The organism is Grimontia celer (assembly GCF_900055185.1).
GTDB lineage: Bacteria > Pseudomonadota > Gammaproteobacteria > Enterobacterales > Vibrionaceae > Enterovibrio > Enterovibrio celer.
This window is the reverse complement of the sequence record NZ_FIZX01000001.1, coordinates 34,759-51,438: the sequence shown is the minus strand read 5'-3', so window position 1 is coordinate 51,438 and position 16,680 is coordinate 34,759. Positions and strand designations below refer to the sequence as shown.

The window sequence follows — 16,680 nt, the reverse complement described above, 5'->3', positions numbered from 1 at the left end:
CTTCCTGCCAAGAAATTGAGCAAGAAATTGCCCCTGTTTGATCTGCCTTTCGGTTTTGCTTTTGCTTCGTTGTGCTGCTCTCGTTTGTTCGGTATTTAACCAAAAACAAAAGCAAATCAGGGAAGAGTCAGTGGCGTACAGGGTTGTAAAAATGACCGAACTTGCATCGTACGAGTTCGGCAAAGTCGAAGGTGGATTTTCGACACTGGGTGAACGGGCATTGGAAACCGTGTTGCCCCAAGGTGTCACCATACAAAAGTTCCAATCCCAGCTCGCATCCGGCGAGTACGTGTTACTGAGTGATGCGCCTGTCACGCCAGCTCTAAAATCTACAACCAACTCGATGGGTGATAAGGTTTGGCAGGTCAACCCTGATGCCGAATCCAGCTTTTCCCCTGAAGCCAAATCTGCGCTGACTTCCCGGACCAAAGCCAAAGGCTTTACCTCTCGCTCCGGCTCAGAATCTCAAGCCCCTGCCGAAGCGCCTTACACCCCTGAACCTAAAGTGGAAGAAAAACAGGAAAAGCCTGCTCAGGATTACGAGTATCTGTTTGAAGTAGCCTGTTCCGAAGAGGTACTTGCCAGCGAGGTGGGGTGTCAATTTGCACTTGGTAAAACACCGAAGGAAGCAAGCGTTGTCAGCTGGGAAACCAAACTCTCGGATACGGGCACTATTTTCTCTGCCAAAGCCACAGATGACACGCCGCGCAAGCTTATCGCTAAAGTTGCTAGCGCAGAAAAAGGCGTGAGTAACCAGCCTCCTGTAAAGCTCAAACCCAAAGGCACTGACGCCGTTCGGGAAGCGTTTATTCCGGTGATTCCTGCCCTTCAACTTGGCGACCGTTTAGGCTTTCCGACTGAAGGTTACTTCTATCATTTCCACGAAAAGAAACTGGTTCAGGAATACAAAATTCTCGGTGAAGGACGCTGGGCATTTCAGGCTACACGTTCAACGTCATTTAGCCTGAACAATGAGCAAGGGCTGAATAAATACCAGGGCGCGATTTTGCTTTACTGGAAAATCGACAGCAAAGTCGTTATTGACCAGCATCTTATCTATCTCGACAGCCCAATCACGATTGAGCAATTGGGTAATGTGAATGACCAATGGCTGAGCGAGCATGGCGTGATGATAGACGTCCCGAGCCTGCTTGATGCCAAGAAAGCCACGACGGCCTCCAAAAAGCCTTACAAACCGAAAACCTACAATGCGCCTGTTGACGTTGTCTACGACCACAAAGAACGTCTGTTAAACGGTTCAACACTCAAAGCCATCAACAATGAACGATTGTTAGAGAGTGGGTTGCCGGTGGTTAACATCAAAAAGTTGCCGAATAATAAACTCACCATCGGGGTGTTCTTTGATGGGACGGGGAATAATCTAGAGAACGATAAGTACAAGGAAGGAAGAGGCAATGCTTCCCGCACCAATGTAGCAAGACTGTTTGAAGCTTATCCTGAAAAGGAAGGTGAAATCGTCAAAATCTATGTTTCAGGGGTAGGTACCCTAGACTTTGATTCCCTTGAAGAAGCGATCAAAGCGATAGACAATGACGAAGATATGGAGCTTACAGGCATGGCCACCGGCTCTTGGGATTTCTTTGGTGACTCAGATGCTTTTGATAAGTGGACATCTCTCATTGGAGCATTAAGGAGTATCACAAAGTCTCTCGAAGAAACTGGGCACTATGAAAATATCAATCACATAGAATTTGATGTTTTCGGGTTTAGTCGTGGAGCTGCGTTGGCTCGTCATTTCGTCAATGCAGCAAATGTCGGATTCCCTGATTACAACTCTCCTGTACCTCCCCCAAAGCCCAGTCACGGACCACGTCATCATCCTCATCGTCGTCAAAAGCAGGATCAATTTAGTGTCGATGTTGTCCCTCACCTTTTGAGTAGCGAGCACACAAGAGCAGGTAGACGGTGCCACTACTATATCGACAAATCGAGAAGTGTCAGCGTTCGTTTTGTTGGCCTATTCGATACAGTTGGTTCCTTCGGTATCCCTGGAGACAATGATGAAGATGGTTTTAATTTAGTCCTTTCACCTTCTAGTGCTGAAACTGTTTATCACATAACAGCTCACCATGAATACAGAGAGAACTTCCCATTAACCTCATTGAAGATTGATGGTGGATTGGCCGAAAACTTCTTCGAAGAGGTATATCCGGGAGCTCATGCAGATGTTGGTGGTGGTTACCCTTCTATGTCCCAATATGGGAAAAAAGGGCTACCAGAGCACCTAGATTTCCCTATTAATGATACTTACAACAGAGAATTGTTAAAAACAACCAAGCATATCGGGTTGCAACCTAGAGATATGTATATGCTAGCCAGGCGTGAAGAAAAATTTTGGGATAAAGAAGTGCAAAAAAACTTCAAAAATCCAACGCAATATGGCCGTGTTAAAAATGTTGGAAATACCCTGTATTACTACAGGCTTCAACCAATCAATAATGGACTTCAAGGCTTGGCACAGGAAAGAATGAGGCAACAAGGTGCAATTGCTGGCATCCAATGGCAAATGAGCAACTATGAAATGCCTCAAGACTTCAATAAACATCCCGAATTCTCCTCACTTAACGCAAAACTATTGGCAATAGAGCCAGGGCAAGTCAATGCAAGCCACTGGGAAAGTGAAATAGCGCCAAATAAGCTTCTTTGGATACACAGGCCTCATGACCCTCTAATAAACCCCGGTTTCTCAAATATCAGAGCTGCGCTTGCAAACGACGTTAACCGAGATTCGAAAGGGAATATGTACAGGGAGATTTTTGATAATGAGTAGAATCTTAATCAGTCTGACAATGCTTTTGGCATTAATCCCTTTTGCAGGTTGCACGGACGACAGCGTCCCTAGAGCTAAGTTTGGAAATGCAGGAAGCACAGACGGCCCCTACGGCATTAAACAAATGGTTGTTTCTGATACATCTGGTGGGTTTTCAGATTTTTCTTATGGTTCTGTAAGTAGCTATCCTGGCGCTTACGCAACCATTTCAGGTCTAGGCATACCAACTCACGTCAAGGGTTACTGGAGCAAGGACCCTGAATCAACAACAGACTCCCCAATCTATTATCGAATTGATAGTGTAATAGACAGCAAGCTGGCTCTTAGTAAAATAAAAACGCTCAAGAACGCTTATAAAAACTTTGAGCATTCAGGGGCATCTGTACAAGTTGTAGTAGACAATGCTCATCTAAAAATTTTGTATACTTTCAACTGCTTCAACTCTTCTGATGACTGCTCCAAAAAAGAGGGGAGCGATCCAAACGGATGGATAGTGAGAAGCCCGAAAGATATTACTGATGTCGTTGTGCTCTTCTCTGGTAATGGAGAGACTTCACTTAAACCTTTCCCAAAATCCCCTTATGACAGCCGCATAATAAGAGCCGTCAACGTAGGCGAAACAGTTGTCAGCGAAGCCACTCTTCAGGATATCGATTTAGCAAACCACGAAGTCAACGACCAGATTGTATTACCTGCTACATACTCCGTAATTTGGCGGAAGAAGCTGAATCCAGACGCTGAATATTCCCAATGGCAATTCGATAACTACAAACTCACTGGCAACCTTTCTGCACTGGATACTATGGAAGAAAGTATTCAAGCCTATCGCAACGCCATGAACGGTTATGTCAAAACCAGCACATTTGATATCTTTGCTGAAAATGAAAATCTCTATATCACTTATAGTGCGGCTTGCCTAACTGATACCCCCGGAGAGCGCTGCAAAGTCGCCGAAGACCCACAAAATCGCTGGCGCTACTTTGACGAACTCGGCCGTTATGCTGTTGTATTGTTTGAAGGAAAAGGCGACCAAGTCCCCAGTGAGTAAGATCTAAATCAGGCATAATTCTGAGGGGTAAACGAAACAAAAATACATACTCCCAAGATCTTCACTCTTAGAGGTTTGAAATGGATTTCAAAACAGAAGAAGCCAATCGGCGAGAGTTGGCTGTGCGTCACGTCCGGGTGATGCAAAAAATCGCAGCTTGGCTCAATCATAAAAACATCACTCCAAACCAAATTTCTGTCATGAGCGTTGTCTTCGGCTTACTGGGGTTTTCCGCCATGTTCGCCAACGAATACTGGGGAGGAGATGCACTGATTTTAGTCACCGCGCTTTGTATTCAGTGCAGGCTGCTTTGTAATCTTTTTGATGGCATGGTTGCCATTGAAGGAGGCAAGAAAACACCCGCTGGCGAACTTTTCAACGATGTACCCGACAGGATAACTGACCCTCTTTTTCTCATTGCCGCAGGCTTTGCTACCTATCTTGAGTGGGGAATGTATCTAGCATGGGCATGTGCACTCGTCGCCGTCTTAACCGCTTATGTGCGCGTGTTGGGCACTAGCATGGGATGTAAGCCTGATTTTGGTGGCCCCATGGCAAAACAACACAGAATGGCACTGTTAACAGCGGGCTTAATTGTCCTTTTCCTTCAGAACCTCACTGATAGTTTTCTCGACGCGCCGGTGAATGCCATCGATATCACGCTTATCATCATTTTGTTAGGCAGTGTCATCACCTTTTGGAGAAGACTGTTAACCATTTACAAGACAAAGGAAAATGCGGGAAGTAAGGGAGAAAACCATGACTGAAATACTCCCGCATTCTCTCCATGCAATGTTTGCGGTATTGCTGGCGTTGGTCTTAGGCACACTCGTTTACCTGTGGAAGTCACGCGCTAACCCGAATGCTGACTTTCTGGAATTGAAACTGAGGATCCGCTCGTGGTGGTGGATGGTGGGACTGGTCTTTGTTGCTCTGTTTCTTCCACTCCACTACACATTGGTGTTCTTTGCTTTTCTGAGCTTTATGGCGTTGAAAGAGTTTCTCTCTATAGTGCCCATTCGGCTTGCCGACCGACGAATTGTGTTTTGGGCGTACCTTTCTATCCCGTTAAATTACTACTGGCTGGGAAGCGAGTGGTATGGCATGTACATCATTTTCATCCCTGTATACATGTTTCTTTACCTACCCATGGTTGCAGTTCTGATTGGAGATACGAAGGGTTTTATCCGCTCTGCAGGTGTAATTCATTGGTCTTTGATGCTCACCGTTTTCTGTCTGAGCCACATGGCATACCTCTTAGTGCTCCCTTCCAAAAACCCTGACGCAGGTTCACTTGGAATGTTGCTATTCCTTCTGATCTTCACCCAGCTCAATGATGTTTGCCAATACGTCAGCGGAAAGTGCTTTGGAAAGCGTAAAATCGTTCCAAAAGTCAGCCCAAACAAAACGTGGGAAGGATTTATTGGTGGGGGGGTCACTATCGTCACCCTATCGTATTTCATTGCCCCTTATCTGACACCACTCACACCATTGCAGGGGGTTGTGGCTGGATTGATTATTTCACTCAGCGGCTTTATCGGTGATTTGGTTATTTCTTCGGTTAAGCGTGATTTACAGATCAAAGACACCAGCCAACTGATTCCGGGTCATGGCGGTATTCTCGATAGGGTGGATAGCCTTATGTTCACCGCCCCACTGTTTTTCCATTACTTATATTATCTGTATTACTGATTATGCTCTCGAAAGCACTGAAAGTACTGTTTGTGTTGCTGGTGGTAAAACCGCTGGTTTTTGTGGCGCTTGGCTTGAATGTCATCAATCGCAACAACTTACCGGAGAAAGGACCTGTCCTTATCGCCGCCAACCATAACAGTCATCTTGATACGCTCGTACTGCTCGCTTTGTTTCCCATCAGTTTGGTCTACAAGGTTCGCCCTGTTGCTGCCGCTGACTATTTTCTATCAAACCGCTTTTCTGCCTGGCTCTCATTAAATGTTATCGGCATCATCCCTATCAATAGAACAGGAAATGCTGCTGAGCGGAACGCCCTTTTTAATGAATGCCACCGCGCGCTAGATAATGGAGATATTTTATTGATATTTCCGGAGGGGAGCAGAGGTGAGCCCGAAGTGATGAGTGAGTTAAAGAAAGGGATCTACCACTTGGCAAAAGATCATGACGACTGCCCTGTCATTCCCGTTGTCATGAAAGGTCTTGGGATGTCTTTGCCCAAAGGCACCGCAATGTTCGTGCCTTTCAACTGCGATGTTGTTATCGGCGAACCCGTGGATCAAATAAACTGTTCGGAAACCTTTCTGTCAGAGCTACAAGTTCAATATACAGAACTCAGTAAGCACTGTATTACCCAGCATACCACTTAGGCATTTCGTGAATTGAGTTTCAAATAAAGGGGCTATTGGTGCTGTCATCTTGAATAACAACGGGCTACCCAATCATCCCCTTCAACCATTTCACAAAGCTCTCTGTACTTTCGTCCTGCACATTGCTGATCAGGTAATACCCGGCGTTAGCTTTGATAGGCGAAAACGGTGATACCAACCTTCCGGTTTCTAGCTCATTGTCAATAAGCGCCATCCGTGCCATGGCGATGCCTACGCCTGCTTCGGCAGCGGACATGGCCATATCAGTCCGGTTGAAGAAATGGCCACGGTCAGTGGGTACAGAAAGCTGCATTGCTTTGGCCCAGTTTCTCCACTCCAAATCTTTCTCAGCTTTTTCCCATGGCATGGCATCGTGCAGCAAGGTAACTCCCAGCCAATGTTCGGCTTTACCTGCGTCGTTTTGCAGCCATTGATGACGCTCCAGATACCTTGGGTTCATCACCGGCAGCAGGTATTCGTCCAGCAGAAGTTCGGCATTCGGATGTTTGAAGGTGTGTGGGCGATAGTCGATGGCAAGGTCAAAGTCCCGCGTGTCCGCGTTCACCAGTGCGCCTTCAGCGAAAATTTGCACCTGGATGTCCGGGTCAACGTCGTGAAAGCTTTCGAGTTTTGGCACCAGCCATTTGAACGCAAAAGAGGGCGTGAGCTTGAGGCGGATTTCCTGCTTCTTTCCTGTGTTACGCTGCAAGCTGGCGATTTCTGCATCAATTTCTGCTAAATGGAAACTCACATTTTGGTGAAGCTGTTTACCCTTTTCGGTCAGACGAATACCACGGGAGTGACGTTCAAGCAGAGTAAAGCCTAGTTGCTGCTCCAGTTGCAGCAACTGTTGGCTCACGGCCCCAGTAGTCAGGTGCATGGCTTTAGCGGCACTGGTTAATGTGCTGTGCCTACCAACTTCCGAAAAAGTATAAAGGGCACCGAGATGTTGGCTTTTGAGTGTCTGCATCTTTGCTTTTAGAAATTCTACACACAGTGATTAATTTAAATCGATTGTTAGGGGTATGTAAACAACGCAAACTCGCCCTATCTGATTGGGGAGAATAATCATGAAAGCATTGGTATTGGGAAGTGGCGTTGTTGGTTTGATGAGCGCCTGGTATTTACAGCAGGCAGGCTACAAAGTCACTGTTGTTGATCGCCAATCTAAAGCGGGCGAAGAAACCAGTTTCGCCAATGCTGGGCAAATTTCCTATGGCTACTCTTCCCCTTGGGCGGCACCCGGTATTCCGCAAAAAGCCATTCGCTGGCTGATGGAAGAACACGCACCGCTGAAGGTTAAGCCGACGCTGGACCCTCAGTTGGTCAAGTGGGCGACGCAAATGCTGTCGAACTGCCAGCTAGACCGTTATCAGGTGAACAAATCCCGCATGCTGGGCATTGCTAACCACAGCCGTGAGTGTCTGCTCGCGCTTCGTGACAAGCACAACATCGAATATCAGGGCCGTCAGAAAGGCACACTGCAAATCTTCCGTAATCAGAAGCAGCTTGATGCGGTAGAAAAAGATATCGCCCTTCTGGAGCAAAGCGGCACCCGTTATCAGCGCATGACAGTCGAAGATTGCATCAAGCAAGAGCCGGGATTAGCGTCTGTGAGCCACAAGCTGACAGGCGGTCTCTACCTGCCGGATGACGAAACGGGTGATTGCTACCTGTTCTGCCAACAAATGACTGAGCTTGCCAAAACACACGGCGTGGAGTTTATGTTCGACACCGAAGTGAACAGTGTAAAACGCGAAGGCACCCGCATTGTCAGCGTGGTGACGGACAAAGGCGAGCTGGAAGCAGACGCTTATGTAGTCGCGATGGGCAGCTATTCGACCAAGTTTATGGCAGGCCTGGGTCTGAGCATTCCTGTGTACCCGGTGAAAGGTTACTCGCTCACCGTGCCAATCACTGACGAAACACAGGCACCGACATCAACCGTGATGGACGAAACCTACAAAGTCGCCCTTACCCGCTTTGACGATCGTATCCGTGTCGCAGGTACCGCTGAGTTGGCAGGCTTTGATCCTTCGATTCCGGAAAAGCGCAAAGCGACGATTTCCATGGTGGTAAAAGATCTGTTCCCTCACAGTGGCGATTTCGACAAAGCCGAGTTCTGGACAGGTTTCCGCCCGATGACGCCAGACGGCACGCCGCTGATTGGCAAGACACCGTTCGACAACCTGTTCACCAATACCGGTCACGGCACGCTGGGCTGGACCATGGCATGCGGCTCTGGTCATCTTCTGGCGCAAATCATCTCCAAAGAGATCAGCTGCAATGTCGAGGGTCTGGATTACTTCCGCTACGCGGGATAACACACCTGACTAACTGAGGGAGCCACAAGGCTCCTTCTTTGCTTTCTTCTCCCCAAAAAATTCTCCTTCCCGCTTTGTATCAAGAATAACGCGTTCTCTTGTGTTTCTCGCATCTAGGCTCAATGCATCTTCTTGCGGTGAGGGTTTGTTATGTCAGTCATTCAACAGTTCAGCCTTGATGGTCAGGTTGCCATTGTCACTGGCGCAGCCGCCGGGATTGGTCGCCGGATAGCCGAAGTGTTTGCTGATGCAGGCGCAGAGGTGGTCGTCAGCGATCTCGATTTGGATGCCGCTAACGAAGTCGCCTGCAATATCAATGCGACGGGCAGACATGCTATTGCTGCAGCCTGCAACGTCACCAAAGAAGAAGACAGAGTTGCTTTAGTTGAACGTGCTGTCACGACGTTTGGCAAGGTGACTATCCTTGCTAACAATGCAGGTGGTGGCGGCCCCAAACCCTTCGACATGCCCATGGCAGACTTTGAGTGGGCGTATCAACTCAATGTGTTTGCCCCTTTCAGGCTGATGCAGCTTTGCGCACCGGAAATGGAAAAAGCCGGCGGAGGCGCGGTGCTTAATATCAGTTCGATGGCAGGCGAAAACAAAAACTGGATGATGGCGTCTTATGGCTCGTCGAAAGCCGCCATCAATCACCTCACCCGCAACACCGCTTTTGATTTGGGTACCAAGGGCATTCGCGTGAATGCTATCGCACCGGGGGCAATCCGCACTGCGGCGCTGGAAAAAGTGCTCACCCCAGATATTGAAAAAGCTATGCTGAAACACACGCCCCTCGGAAGGCTTGGGAAAACCGATGATATCGCGCTCGCCGCACTGTTTCTGTGCTCACCCGCGGCAGCTTGGGTGAGTGGTCAGGTGCTCACGGTCAGCGGCGGTGGTTCGCAGGAATTGAGCTGAAGATCATCTTTAACGAAAGTTAACCCCTCCTCACCTCTCCCCTGAAAAGGGTGAGCCAAGACCGATTGTATCGTTCCCTTTAAATGGAAGAACCAAGGACGGGGTTAAATGGGGTAAACCTTACTTTTCCATCTCAGCTTTCAGGTTGTCTAACCCCGCTTTATAGAGGCCAGTGATGGCTGAAGTCGCTGTTGCGTCGTTGAGGTTTTCAGGCGGATCGTTGTTAGGATAACCGCGGTAGAATCCCGCCTTCCACGTCACGATACTTTTGTCACCTTCTGCTTTCACTTTGATGGTGGACTGGTAATTGGTGACAGGCAGCAGTGCTGTGTTTTCTTTGATGATCTTGTACTTGAGCATCATAGCGTCAGGGTTGTAGCGTTTGATCTCTTCCGTCACGCTTTGATCGCCCACATACACCACGCGCACCGCCCCTTTCTCGGTCGGGTTTCCTGATTCCATTTCTACTTTGGTGACAGGTGGCAACCAGGAAAGGCTGTCGAATGCCCCCACGGTTTTCCACACTTTGTCAGCCGGGGCATTGATGGTGACAGACTCAGAGACTTTGAGCCTTGATGGGCCATGGGCATTAGCCGTGGAAACGCCGACAATCCCTGCCAGCATCACAATGACGGGAAGTAGATTTCGTAACATCCGCTGTTCCTTCTCAAATCGTTTCGTTTCTTTATAACGACGATCAGGAAGGAACAGAATCACACCAGTGGCAAAAGTGTTTTCTCCACTGGCGCGTAAGAATAGGCTATGCCGCCTTTACCATCTTCGGATTGTATTTCTTGATAAACCCTTTGATCTTCGGCGCAATCGCCTCGCGGTAACGGCGGCCATTGAAAATACCGTAATGGCCCACGCCTTTTTGTTCGTAATGCATTTTCTTGGATTTAGGGATATTGGGGCAGATGTCGAGCGCAGCAGCAGTCTGGCCGCGGCCGGTAATGTCATCCAGTTCCCCTTCAATAGTCAGGAGTGCTGTCTTTTTAATGGCAGCAAGATTGATGGGTTTGCCGCGATAAGTCATGGTGCCGTTTGGCAGATCATGTTCCAAAAACACCTTGCGGATGGTGTCGAGGTAGTAGTGGGCGGGTAAGTCCATCACGGCCAAGTATTCGTTGTAGAACTTGCGGTGCGCTTCCGCGTTATCACCGTCACCTTTGACCAGATCGCCGAAAAACTTAAAGTGCTTTTGCACGTGGGTATCGAGGTTCATCGACATAAAACCCGAAAGCTGAACGAACCCCGGATACACCACTTGTCCCGCACCTTCGTATTGCTCGGGCACAGTACAAATCACGTTAGACTCAAACCACTCCAAATCCTTTCCGCTGGCGTAATCATTCACTTCGGTGGGATTGATGCGGGTATCGATAGGGCCACCCATCAAAGTCACGGTTGCAGGCGCGGCTGGGTTCTTCTCCGCAGACATCAGCGCTGTCGCTACCATCAAGGGTACACTTGGCTGGCATACCGCAATGGCATGGGTGTCCGGCCCCAGAAGCTCTAAGAACTCGACCAGATAATCGACATAATCATCGAAGTGAAATTCCCCTTCTGTGAGCGGCACATCGCGGGCGTTGCGCCAGTCTGTTACATACACATCATGATCAGGCAGGAAGGCATCAATGGTGCCGCGCAATAGCGTTGCAAAGTGGCCGGAAAGCGGTGCGACAAACAGCACTTTTGGCTGATTAGGTTGCGCTTTGCTGCGACGGAAATGCAGCAGATTACAGAAGGGCTTATTGGCAATCACATTGTATTGAATCGCGAGCTTCTCGCCTTTGATAACGGTGGTATCAAGCCCCCATGCGGGTTCGTCATAGCAATCTGTCAGACGCTCCACCAGCTCCATGGAGGCATCAAGCGTTCGGGTCACCGGAGAAGTTTTCATTGGGTTCCAGGGCGCGGCATTCACGTCCCTGATAAATTTGACCCAACTATTCAAAGGCTTGATGGCATCCATATAGGTTGCGTTGAATTGGTAAAGCATAAACCGCCCCTTAATTCTGGCTGACTACAAAGGTGGTTTCATTTTTATTAGCGATAGGTTGCCGCTTATTGATTAACCACACAATTAACATACTAGCCCAGATCGCGGCGTTAACGCTTTGGCAAACTTCTATACAGATGTTGGTGTAAAAATAACCCACTCCTCACATAAGCACTCGCGCACATATCACCAAGTCATTCCCAATACTCGTCAGAAGATCTCACTTTAATCCGAATGTGATACGAAATAAGTCGCCATTGTGACCATGAAAACAATGTGGGAACTTCGCGAAAGCATCCGCTAGCAGGTTAGACTTCCATCACGAAAAAGCCGTTTTTAAACCGCTACATTGCCACCTGTATAGACAACTTATTAGCTGTATAAGCATGGTGGTATGTATGCTTTCAACCTTACTCTCCGAGCACCGAATTGCGGTGGTAGATTCCGTTTCTGACTGGAAAGAAGCCATTCATCAGGTGTGTGCGCCTTTGGTGAAATCCGGCGATATTGAGCCTGATTACCAGTCCGCCATTATCGACACCACTGAGTCGCTTGGCCCTTATTATGTGCTGGCTCCTATGATTGCCATGCCACATGCCCGCCCGGAACAGGGCGTGAACAATAACGCACTTTCCCTGCTCGTCGTCCGCAATGGCGTCGAGTTCCACAGTGAAGAAAACGACCCGGTGAAACTGCTGCTTCTGTTGGCTGCAAAAGACAGCGATCAGCACATCGAGCTCATCACAAAAATCTCTGAGTTCTTCTGCTCCGATGAAGACGTTTTAGCCGTCACCGAAGCGAAGAATGTACAAGACATCATTGAAATTATTCAAAAATATTGAGGGTAACACTATGCGTATCATGGCCGTTTGTAGCACAGGTCTGGGTTCTTCTTTCATGATCGAAATGAAAGTGAAGGAAGTTATGCGTGAGTTGGGCGTTGAGGCAGAAGTGAACCACACCGATTTGGGTTCAGTGACGCCAGACATGGCAGATGTGTTCATCTGCACCCGCGATTTGGCAGACAGCATTCATGCCGGTGACGTGATTTCTATCCCTAACATCACCGACAAGAACGCAATGAAAGAACAGCTCGTCGCTTACATGAACCGTTAATTGAGGGTTTCGCTATGCTCGACTTCATCACTGACATTCTAAGTACACCCGCGATCCTTATCGGTATCGTGGCCCTGATTGGTCTTGCTATCCAGAAAAAATCGAGCTCTGACGTGATCAAAGGCTCGATCAAAACAGTCCTTGGTTTCATCGTGATCGGCGGCGGTGCCGGCATTCTGGTGAGTGCTGTTACCCCAATGGGTGTGCTGATGGAAGAAGGCTTCAACCTTCGCGGCGTCATCCCGAACAACGAAGCGATTTACGCCACAGCGATGGCGGACTTCGGCGCAGCAACGTCCATGATCATGGCGTTCGGTATGGTGGCGAACATCTTCTTTGCCCGTTTCAGTAAGTTCAAATACATCTTCCTGACGGGCCACCACACCCTGTACATGGCATGTATGATTGCGATCATCCTGAGCGTGGCAGGCTTCAGCGGCGCGTCTTTGGTGTTCCTGGGCTCGGTGTCTCTGGGCCTTATCATGGTGCTCTTCCCAGCTATGGCGCAGCCGTTCATGCGTAAGATCACAGGCAGTGATGATGTGGCATTCGGTCACTTCTCCACCGTGGGTTACGTGGCTTCTGGCCTTGTCGGTAAGCTTGTCGGCAAAGGCTCAAAGAGCACCGAAGAGATGAATCTGCCGAAGAACCTTGTGTTCCTTCGCGACTCATCCATCTCTATCTCGCTGACCATGGGTATCATCTATCTGATCCTCGTGATGGCAGCAGGCAGTGAGTTCGTCACCGAAAACCTGAGTAACGGTCAAAACCCAATTGTTTACGCGATTCTGACGGCTATCGGCTTCGCAGCGGGTGTGTTCGTTATCCTTCAGGGTGTACGTCTTGTGCTCGCTGAGATCGTGCCGGCATTTACCGGTATCTCCCAAAAACTGGTACCAAACGCGAAACCGGCGCTGGATTGCCCAATCGTGTTCCCTTACGCACAAAATGCAGTACTGATTGGCTTCCTGTGTAGTTTCCTTGGCGGTCTGGTGAGCATGGGCGTGCTGGGTGTGATGGAGCTGACGCTTATCCTTCCGGGCGTGGTCCCTCACTTCTTCACCGGCGCAACGGCGGGTGTGTTCGGTAACGCAACCGGTGGCCGTCGCGGCGCGGCTGTGGGCGCATTCATCAACGGTGTGGTCATTACCTTCCTAACCCTGTGGCTGCTTCCTGTACTGGGCGACCTGGGCTTTGCCAACACCACCTTCTCTGACTCTGACTTCGCTATCACAGGTATCTTCCTGGGCTATCTGGCGATGCTGGGCAAAGATGCGGTCATTCTGGGTGTCGCAGCCGTTGCTGCATTGGTTCTGAGCACCAACTTCATCGGCAAGAAAACCGCCGAGACAGCAGAAAACATCTAATTTTGGCGCGGGCTGACCACCAGCCTGCCCTTCTCTTTCTCCCGAGGTAACTATGCAATCTTTACTCGATCTGCGTCAGATTGAGGCCTTCAATCTGTCCATCAAAAAAGAAATGGCAAAGGCTCTACTGAACATGGGTTACGGACACTTTGGCGGTTGCCTGTCTGTCACTGAAACACTGGCTTGCCTGTACGGTCGCTACCTGAAGCACGACCCGGCCAACCCGAAAATGCAAGACCGTGATTTGTTTGTGCTGTCTAAGGGCCACGCGGGTCCAGCGCTTTACGCTACCCTGGCCCTTCGCGGTTTCTTCGATATCGAGTGGCTGAAAACCATCAACGGTAACGGTACTAACCTGCCAAGCCATGCGGACATGAACAAAACGCCGGGCGTGGATATGACAACCGGATCTCTGGGTCAGGGCATCTCGTGTGCTGCAGGCATGGCAGCGGGCACCACTTCAATGGTTTATACCATTGTTGGAGACGGCGAGCTTCAGGAGGGTCAGTGCTGGGAAGCGGCGCAATTTGCCGCACACCACAAGCTGTCGAATCTGGTGGTGTTTGTCGATAACAACAAACGCCAGCTCGATGGCTACATCGACGAGATTCAGGCGTCTTTCGATCTTCGCGAGAAGTTCGCTTCCTTCGGTTTCAACGCCATTAATGTTGACGGCAAGAGTGTCGAAGCCATCTGCGCCGCGATTGAAACCGCACAGGCTGAAACTGGGCGCCCAACCGCCATCATTCTCGATACCGAAAAAGGCCAAGGCATGCCAACCGTGGAAGCGATTGAAGCCAACCACCATTTGCGTTTAGACGATAACCTGCGCGCAGCCATTGAAGCTGACATTGCCATGCTGGAACAAAAAATCGAGGAGCTGAAATGAGCAAAGAACTTCGCGTTATCCATGCAGAAATGCTGATGGAACTGGCTGAGCAACATGACAATGTGATGGTGCTGGAAGCGGACCTGATGGGCAGTGTCAGCACCAAGAAATTCGCGCAAACATTTCCAAACAACTTCCTGAACTGCGGTATTGCCGAAGCCAATATGATTGGTGTGGCGTCAGGTTTGTCGGCAGTAGGCAAAGTGCCTTTTGTTCACTCGTTTGGCTGCTTCGCTACCCGTCGTTGCTACGATCAGATTTTCCTTGCAGGCGGCTACGCAGGCCAACATATCAATATCTTCGGCAGTGATGCAGGCGTAACCGCTGTCACCAACGGTGGTACCCACATGCCGTTTGAAGACACAGGCTTGATGCGCTTGGTGCCGAATGCGACTGTGATTGATGTGTCAGATGAATCGGTGCTTCGCGCAGCGATGCGTTATGCCTATGAGCACAAAGGTGTGAACTACATACGCTCCACCCGCAAAGACTTACCGGCGATTTATGGCTCGGAAGACGATATTGAAATCGGTAAGGGTAATCTTCTTAAAGAAGGCGCAGATCTCACCATCATTGCGGCGGGTATCTGTGTGCATGATGCATTGGAAGCGGCGGAGCAAATCGAAGCTAACACAGGTAAAACCGTTGCGGTTATCGACATGCACACGATCAAACCGCTGGATACCGAGCTTTTGATTGCAGAGGCACGTAAGACTGGCCGTGTGGTGACGGTTGAAAATCACAATGTGATTGGTGGTCTGGGTGATGCAGTGGCTTCTGAACTGCTCTCTGGCGGCGTTGCACTGCAAAGTTTCCACAAGCTTGGCGTGCAGGAGCAATACGGTCAGGTGGGCTCACTCGATTTTCTGAAAGATGCATATGGCATCAGCGCCGAACGCATTGCGGATTTCTGCACTACTTTGCTGAGTGCGTGATCGCTCGGATATAGCGAAATGCAGGTGACAGTTTGTATTCACCTAGCGATAACATAAACTAAACGGCGGATCAGGGATCCGCCGTTTTTAGATCTGCAAACTAGGGTCTGTTGACCCTAGAAACACTCAATAACATTGCAGTCAGTCGGCTAATAAATAACGAAAAAAGAGACGCTATGACGTTTAAAGTGACAGGGAAGCAACAGGAAGTCATCGACTTCATTGAGCGCAAAATCGAAAGCGCCAATCTCTCTCCCGGCGACAAACTGGATACCGAAGCGGGTATCGCCAAACATCTGGGTATTACGCGTGTGACCGTGCGAGAAGCCACCCGCTATCTGGTCGAGCAAGGCATGGTTTACCGTGTTAAAGGTTCCGGTCTTTATGTAGGCTCAGGACAAGCCACACCAAGTGGCAATTTCCATGCGCTTTCCCCTTTTGATGAGCAGGCGCAGAAAGCAGGCCAAAGCGCGGTAAGACGCGTTATTTCCAGCGCGATTATCGAAGTGCCGAATGTACAAATCGCCCACGCCCTTCGTATCAAACCCAACGAAAAGGTTTACTACATCGAGCGTTTGATGAGCTTTGGCAGCATGCCAGTGTCTTTTGAGCAAACCCATATCCCGGTCGCGGTTTGCGATGGCTTTGAGTTCAACCAGATTGAACACTCGAAATACGGTTACATGGAGCAGATGACAGGCAAGAAAGTACAAACCCGTGAGCAGGATATTTCCGCCTTTAATCTGCGGGACTCAGAGCTGGCAGAGCTTCTCAATGTCGATGAAGGACAGGCCATGATCGAGCTTCGCGAAGTGGTCTCTTTTGATGATGGCACGCCATTCGAGTACACCATCGCCACAATTAACAGTGATTTGTTTAATATTCATCAAGTTACCCAACGTTAGGGCCTGTTGACCTTTGGTGGTGATTTTTGCAGCAGTTTGTGGG

16 protein-coding genes are annotated in these 16,680 nt (G+C 49.2%); 13 read left to right on the top strand and 3 right to left on the bottom strand.

All coding sequences use genetic code 11. The features are described 5' to 3' along the window. Positions 1-229: 229 nt before the first annotated feature. The 5 genes from GCE9029_RS26690 to GCE9029_RS00185 all read left to right on the top strand — a co-directional run bounded on the left by GCE9029_RS26690 (position 230) and on the right by GCE9029_RS00185 (position 6,181). Positions 230-2,791 carry a DUF2235 domain-containing protein gene (locus GCE9029_RS26690; protein WP_231870067.1) on the top strand — a complete coding sequence of 854 codons (2,562 nt, stop codon included), beginning with the start codon at positions 230-232 and terminating at the stop codon, positions 2,789-2,791. Continuing rightward, entirely contained in the window at positions 2,784-3,839 is a 1,056-nt protein-coding gene (locus GCE9029_RS26245; RefSeq protein ID WP_062660534.1) for a hypothetical protein, read from the top strand. The genes GCE9029_RS26690 and GCE9029_RS26245 overlap by 8 nt, the downstream gene beginning before the upstream one ends. 80 nt (positions 3,840-3,919) lie before the next feature. After that, positions 3,920-4,606, top strand: a complete 687-nt coding sequence (locus GCE9029_RS00195; RefSeq protein WP_062660533.1) for a CDP-alcohol phosphatidyltransferase family protein — start codon at positions 3,920-3,922, stop codon at positions 4,604-4,606. Beyond that, the gene (locus tag GCE9029_RS00190) at positions 4,599-5,531 is read left to right on the top strand and encodes a phosphatidate cytidylyltransferase (RefSeq protein ID WP_062660532.1); all 933 of its coding nucleotides are present in this window, start codon (positions 4,599-4,601) and stop codon (positions 5,529-5,531) included. The genes GCE9029_RS00195 and GCE9029_RS00190 overlap by 8 nt, the downstream gene beginning before the upstream one ends. Before the next feature lie 2 nt (positions 5,532-5,533). Further along, positions 5,534-6,181 carry a lysophospholipid acyltransferase family protein gene (locus GCE9029_RS00185; RefSeq protein WP_062660531.1) on the top strand — a complete coding sequence of 216 codons (648 nt, stop codon included), beginning with the start codon at positions 5,534-5,536 and terminating at the stop codon, positions 6,179-6,181. A 64-nt stretch (positions 6,182-6,245) separates the two neighbouring features. Here the strand turns inward: GCE9029_RS00185 and GCE9029_RS00180 are convergent, their stop codons facing one another. Then, positions 6,246-7,151, bottom strand: a complete 906-nt coding sequence (locus GCE9029_RS00180) for a LysR substrate-binding domain-containing protein (protein ID WP_062660530.1) — start codon at positions 7,149-7,151, stop codon at positions 6,246-6,248. Positions 7,152-7,251: 100 nt separating this feature from the next. Here GCE9029_RS00180 and GCE9029_RS00175 point away from each other — a divergent pair, with 100 nt between their 5' ends. Continuing rightward, positions 7,252-8,505, top strand: coding sequence for a D-amino acid dehydrogenase (locus GCE9029_RS00175; RefSeq protein ID WP_062660529.1), 1,254 nt, complete (start codon positions 7,252-7,254; stop codon positions 8,503-8,505). 150 nt (positions 8,506-8,655) lie between these two features. Beyond that, on the top strand, positions 8,656-9,423 hold the full coding sequence (gene hdhA, locus GCE9029_RS00170; protein WP_062660528.1) for a 7-alpha-hydroxysteroid dehydrogenase: 768 nt from the start codon (positions 8,656-8,658) through the stop codon (positions 9,421-9,423). A 120-nt stretch (positions 9,424-9,543) separates the two neighbouring features. On the opposite strand, the gene GCE9029_RS00165 is transcribed toward hdhA, so the two are convergent. Beyond that, positions 9,544-10,077 carry an SRPBCC family protein gene (locus GCE9029_RS00165; protein ID WP_062660527.1) on the bottom strand — a complete coding sequence of 178 codons (534 nt, stop codon included), beginning with the start codon at positions 10,075-10,077 and terminating at the stop codon, positions 9,544-9,546. A 106-nt stretch (positions 10,078-10,183) separates the two neighbouring features. Continuing rightward, positions 10,184-11,425, bottom strand: coding sequence for a polyhydroxyalkanoate depolymerase (locus tag GCE9029_RS00160; RefSeq protein ID WP_002536885.1), 1,242 nt, complete (start codon positions 11,423-11,425; stop codon positions 10,184-10,186). A 398-nt stretch (positions 11,426-11,823) separates the two neighbouring features. On the opposite strand from GCE9029_RS00160, the gene GCE9029_RS00155 reads away from it, so the two are divergent. From GCE9029_RS00155 to GCE9029_RS00130, 6 genes are all read left to right on the top strand, one after another. Next, positions 11,824-12,267, top strand: coding sequence for a PTS sugar transporter subunit IIA (locus tag GCE9029_RS00155; RefSeq protein ID WP_062660526.1), 444 nt, complete (start codon positions 11,824-11,826; stop codon positions 12,265-12,267). Between the two features lie 10 nt (positions 12,268-12,277). Further along, complete coding sequence (locus GCE9029_RS00150; protein WP_002536881.1) at positions 12,278-12,541, top strand: PTS sugar transporter subunit IIB; 264 nt, start codon at positions 12,278-12,280, stop codon at positions 12,539-12,541. A gap of 14 nt (positions 12,542-12,555) precedes the next feature. Then, the gene (ulaA, locus tag GCE9029_RS00145) at positions 12,556-13,908 is read left to right on the top strand and encodes a PTS ascorbate transporter subunit IIC (protein WP_062660525.1); all 1,353 of its coding nucleotides are present in this window, start codon (positions 12,556-12,558) and stop codon (positions 13,906-13,908) included. Positions 13,909-13,960: 52 nt separating this feature from the next. Next, entirely contained in the window at positions 13,961-14,797 is an 837-nt protein-coding gene (locus GCE9029_RS00140) for a transketolase (RefSeq protein WP_062660524.1), read from the top strand. Next, positions 14,794-15,732, top strand: coding sequence for a transketolase family protein (locus tag GCE9029_RS00135; protein WP_062660523.1), 939 nt, complete (start codon positions 14,794-14,796; stop codon positions 15,730-15,732). Before GCE9029_RS00140 ends, GCE9029_RS00135 begins: the two co-directional genes overlap by 4 nt. Positions 15,733-15,908: 176 nt before the next feature. After that, positions 15,909-16,637 (top strand): GntR family transcriptional regulator, encoded by a 729-nt coding sequence (locus GCE9029_RS00130; RefSeq protein WP_062660522.1) that lies wholly within the window; start codon positions 15,909-15,911, stop codon positions 16,635-16,637. Positions 16,638-16,680 lie beyond the last annotated feature (43 nt).

Excerpts from the sequence above, each read along its gene's own strand:
- GCE9029_RS26245 (WP_062660534.1), top strand. The coding sequence starts at position 2,784 with ATGAGTAGAATCTTAATCAGTCTGACAATGCTTTTGGCATTAATCCCT.
- GCE9029_RS00195 (WP_062660533.1), top strand. The coding sequence starts at position 3,920 with ATGGATTTCAAAACAGAAGAAGCCAATCGGCGAGAGTTGGCTGTGCGT.
- GCE9029_RS00190 (WP_062660532.1), top strand. The coding sequence starts at position 4,599 with ATGACTGAAATACTCCCGCATTCTCTCCATGCAATGTTTGCGGTATTG.
- GCE9029_RS00185 (WP_062660531.1), top strand. The coding sequence starts at position 5,534 with ATGCTCTCGAAAGCACTGAAAGTACTGTTTGTGTTGCTGGTGGTAAAA.
- GCE9029_RS00180 (WP_062660530.1), bottom strand. The coding sequence starts at position 7,151 with ATGCAGACACTCAAAAGCCAACATCTCGGTGCCCTTTATACTTTTTCG.
- GCE9029_RS00175 (WP_062660529.1), top strand. The coding sequence starts at position 7,252 with ATGAAAGCATTGGTATTGGGAAGTGGCGTTGTTGGTTTGATGAGCGCC.
- hdhA (WP_062660528.1), top strand. The coding sequence starts at position 8,656 with ATGTCAGTCATTCAACAGTTCAGCCTTGATGGTCAGGTTGCCATTGTC.
- GCE9029_RS00165 (WP_062660527.1), bottom strand. The coding sequence starts at position 10,077 with ATGTTACGAAATCTACTTCCCGTCATTGTGATGCTGGCAGGGATTGTC.
- GCE9029_RS00160 (WP_002536885.1), bottom strand. The coding sequence starts at position 11,425 with ATGCTTTACCAATTCAACGCAACCTATATGGATGCCATCAAGCCTTTG.
- GCE9029_RS00155 (WP_062660526.1), top strand. The coding sequence starts at position 11,824 with ATGCTTTCAACCTTACTCTCCGAGCACCGAATTGCGGTGGTAGATTCC.
- GCE9029_RS00150 (WP_002536881.1), top strand. The coding sequence starts at position 12,278 with ATGCGTATCATGGCCGTTTGTAGCACAGGTCTGGGTTCTTCTTTCATG.
- ulaA (WP_062660525.1), top strand. The coding sequence starts at position 12,556 with ATGCTCGACTTCATCACTGACATTCTAAGTACACCCGCGATCCTTATC.
- GCE9029_RS00140 (WP_062660524.1), top strand. The coding sequence starts at position 13,961 with ATGCAATCTTTACTCGATCTGCGTCAGATTGAGGCCTTCAATCTGTCC.
- GCE9029_RS00135 (WP_062660523.1), top strand. The coding sequence starts at position 14,794 with ATGAGCAAAGAACTTCGCGTTATCCATGCAGAAATGCTGATGGAACTG.
- GCE9029_RS00130 (WP_062660522.1), top strand. The coding sequence starts at position 15,909 with ATGACGTTTAAAGTGACAGGGAAGCAACAGGAAGTCATCGACTTCATT.